Source organism: Planktothrix sp. FACHB-1355, from assembly GCF_014748295.1.
Lineage (GTDB): Bacteria > Cyanobacteriota > Cyanobacteriia > Cyanobacteriales > Aerosakkonemataceae > Aerosakkonema > Aerosakkonema funiforme_A.
In genome coordinates this window covers 1-3,391 of the sequence record NZ_JACJUP010000796.1, presented here as the reverse complement: position 1 = coordinate 3,391, position 3,391 = coordinate 1, and the positions used below count along the sequence as shown (strand labels likewise).

Sequence of the window (3,391 nt, the reverse complement as noted above, 5' to 3'; positions counted from 1 at the left end):
CAGAGACTTTGCGAGAAATAATCCAAACCGCCTATTCCTTTGCTAACGATCGATCTTTTCCCAAACAGAGCCTGGGCAATGAGGCAAATGTACTATTTCCTTTAAACAAAGAAAATGAATTACCTTTTGCAGAAGTGCTTTTACCAGTCGTCTCTGTAGCGCGACAAAAATTATTAAATCGTCTCGATTCTCCGTCATTCCACGTAGATTGCTTACCATTAGAAGTACTTTCTAATTCAGCATATCTGACATTAGAAATCAGCTTACTTTACAAACTCTTAAATATCTGCGGCAAAACCCTGGAATATGAATTATCCCGTTCCCGTACCGTGGGAAAAAATTTACTTAACTTACTAAACATACTGGGAAAATCCACTCCTGACAAGACGCAATTTAAGGCAGAATATGAAGATTTTATGGAAAAAATTTTGGCGGATGGATTATTGACATTTTTCCAAAATTACCCCGTTTTGGCGAGATTAATGGCAACAGCAGTGGATTTTTGGGTGGAAACAACAGCGCAGTTTTTGCAACGCCTCAAAGCGGATCTCTGGGAGATTCAGCAAGTGTTTCAAGTTGCGCCTGGTAGCGCAGGCGTCTCGCCTGGTAGTGCAGGCGTCTCGCCTGCGGGAGCAGAGGAACAGACGAGCATACCGGTAGGAGAGAATTCTCACTCAGCACACAAAGAGTTCCCATCTGCACATAATTATTTGGGCAAAGCCATCGACATCAAACCTTCATTATCCGATCCGCATAATTCCGGGTACACAGTGATTGCACTTACTTTTGAATCCGGATTAAAGCTAGTTTACAAACCCAAGGGATTAGGGGTAGAAGCGGCATATACTCAATTTTTAACTTGGTGCAATCAGCAGGGTATTCCTTTACAATTTAAAGTTTTAAAAGTGTGCGATCGCCAAACTTACGGTTGGGTTGAATACGTAGAACATTTGCCCTGTGAAGATGAACCAGCAGCCCAACGTTTTTATCAACGTTCGGGAATGTTGTTAGCGCTGCTGTATGCACTCAGAGTAGTTGATTGTCACCGCGAAAATTTAATCGCTAACGGCGAACATTTAGTGCTGATCGATATGGAAAGTATCATGCACCAAGAAGTAAATCTTATGGTCGATTTAGCAGAACAAACTGAAGCTGACACATCTGTAAATTTACAATTTTCCGACTCTGTTTTACGCACGGGATTGTTACCCCATTGGGAGTTTACCAAAAATAACCGCATTGCCTACGATAATAGCGCATTAGGCAGCTTCGATCCAGAACCGGGGAACGAAATTCCTAGCAATGTCGCGACTTTGAATGGAATTCCCTTATCGCCCGATCGCTATCTCGATCGCATGGTAACTGGTTTTGCACAAATGTATCGTTTTTTAATAGAAAAGCGAGAATTGCTGCTAGCACCCGATAGCCCTCTAGAAATATTGCAAAATCAGCCCGTTAGATTTATTTTTCGCGCTACCAGGATTTATTGGTCAATTTTACAAAAAAGTCTCGCTCCCCAATTCCTTCGGGATGGAGTCGATCGCAGCATCGAACTGGAAATCTTAGCCCGCGCTTTTCTCGTCGCTCCCCAAAAGCCTGATGCTTGGCCGATTTTTCATGCAGAAGTCAAAGCGATGGAACAGTTGGATATTCCCTACTTTGCCGCTTACACTAACAGTAAAGCTCTCACCGTTGGCTTAGATAAACCGATCGAAGATTATTTTAAAGCACCCAGCTATCAAGATGTTGTCAATCAACTGCAAAACTTAAATGACACAGATTTAACTCAACAAATAGAAATTATCAAAGGTTCTTTTTATGCCAGGTTAGCGCGAAAAGCAGCCAGCGAAAATAACCCATCTATCAATCAAGCTGAATATTCACAAATTAGCCCGCTAACCAAAACACAATTATTGCAAGAAGCGACCCGCATCGCTACCGAAATTCAAGCACGGGCAATCTGGGGTGCAGATGGGAGCGTCAAGTGGATTAGCTTTGCCTATATTCCCGATGTAGAACGCTTTCAACTCATGCCTTTGCCCGAAGATTTTTATAACGGCAATGGCGGTATCGCTTTATTTTTATCAGCCTTAGATTATGTCAGGCAAACTAGGCAATTTCGAGATTTAGCTTTGGGAGCTTTGCTGTCAATCCGCAAATTTTTGCAAACTGCCGATTTTGAGTCTACCCGCCGATTTGTGCGGCGCGGCATAGGCGGAGCGACCGGTCTGGGTTCTATTATCTACACCTTAGTTATGACCAGTCGTTTCTTGAGAGAACCAGCACTTATAGAAGATGCTTTGGGTATTGCTAATTTAATTACACCCGAAATCATCGCATCTGACAAACAATTTGATATGATTGGCGGTTCCGCTGGGGCAATTTTGGGATTGTTGGCGCTACACTCAGAAACAAAAGATTCTGGAGTTTTAGATAAAGCGATAATTTGCGGTCAGCATTTACTGGCACATCGCACTAGCGTTAACGGTAAGCCGAAAGCATGGAAAATTTTGGGACAGAAGCAGTATACCGGTTTTTCTCACGGTGCGGCTGGGATTGCCTATGCGCTGTTGCGACTTTATGAGGTGACGCAAGATCGAGCTTATTTAGAAGCAGCTAGCGAAGGTATTGCCTACGAAAACAGTGTATTTTCTGCCGTCGCGGCTAATTGGCCCGATTTCCGAGCTTTTGCCCAACAAAACGGCGAACCTGGATTTATGGTTAGCTGGTGTCATGGGGCAACTGGAATTGGGTTAGCCCGTTTGGGTGGTTTGTCAATTTTAAAGACAGATGAAATTGATGGAGATGTGCAGGTAAGTTTACAGACAACGCAAAAACATACGTTACAAGATGTGGATTGTGTCTGCTGCGGTAATTTCGGACGTATAGAAATGCTGCTCTTTGCTGCCGAAACGCTGTCTCGCCCCGAATTGCTCGCGGTTGCCGAAAAAAGGGCCGCTTGGGCTGTCCGTCGAGCAGAGCAAGCCGGAGGCTATCTTTTTCCTAAGTTGCCCAATTCTGTATTTACTCCGAGTTTTTTTCAAGGAACTTCTGGGATTGGCTACCAGCTGCTTCGGCTGGCAGATCCAGAAGTGCTGCCTTGCGTGTTGTTATGTAAATGATAATTAAGTTTATGAGAAAACTTCATAAATTGAGTGAAAAGTTACGAGATTTCACTGAGGAAATTTCCAAGAGCAGAAAATCCAGTTGAGTTTGGTAAGGAAATTTCAGTAGTATTGCTTGCTTTGGCAAGCTTTAGTAGTTTTATCGCAGAATTTTCCGGTTATCGTCAGATTAGAATAGTAAATGTAAAAATAAGCTGAGATATCCCAAAAATTTAGATAAAAATTTCATAGTATTTTCATCTAAATTTAGCCCAGCTTTATCAAAG

At 42.8% G+C, this 3,391-nt stretch carries 1 protein-coding gene; it reads left to right on the top strand.

Annotated features, from left to right (window positions below; all coding sequences use genetic code 11):
* On the top strand, window positions 1-3,122 hold a 3,122-nt coding region (locus H6S82_RS25005; RefSeq protein ID WP_206756897.1), incomplete at its 5' end, for a type 2 lanthipeptide synthetase LanM family protein.
* Window positions 3,123-3,391 lie beyond the last annotated feature (269 nt).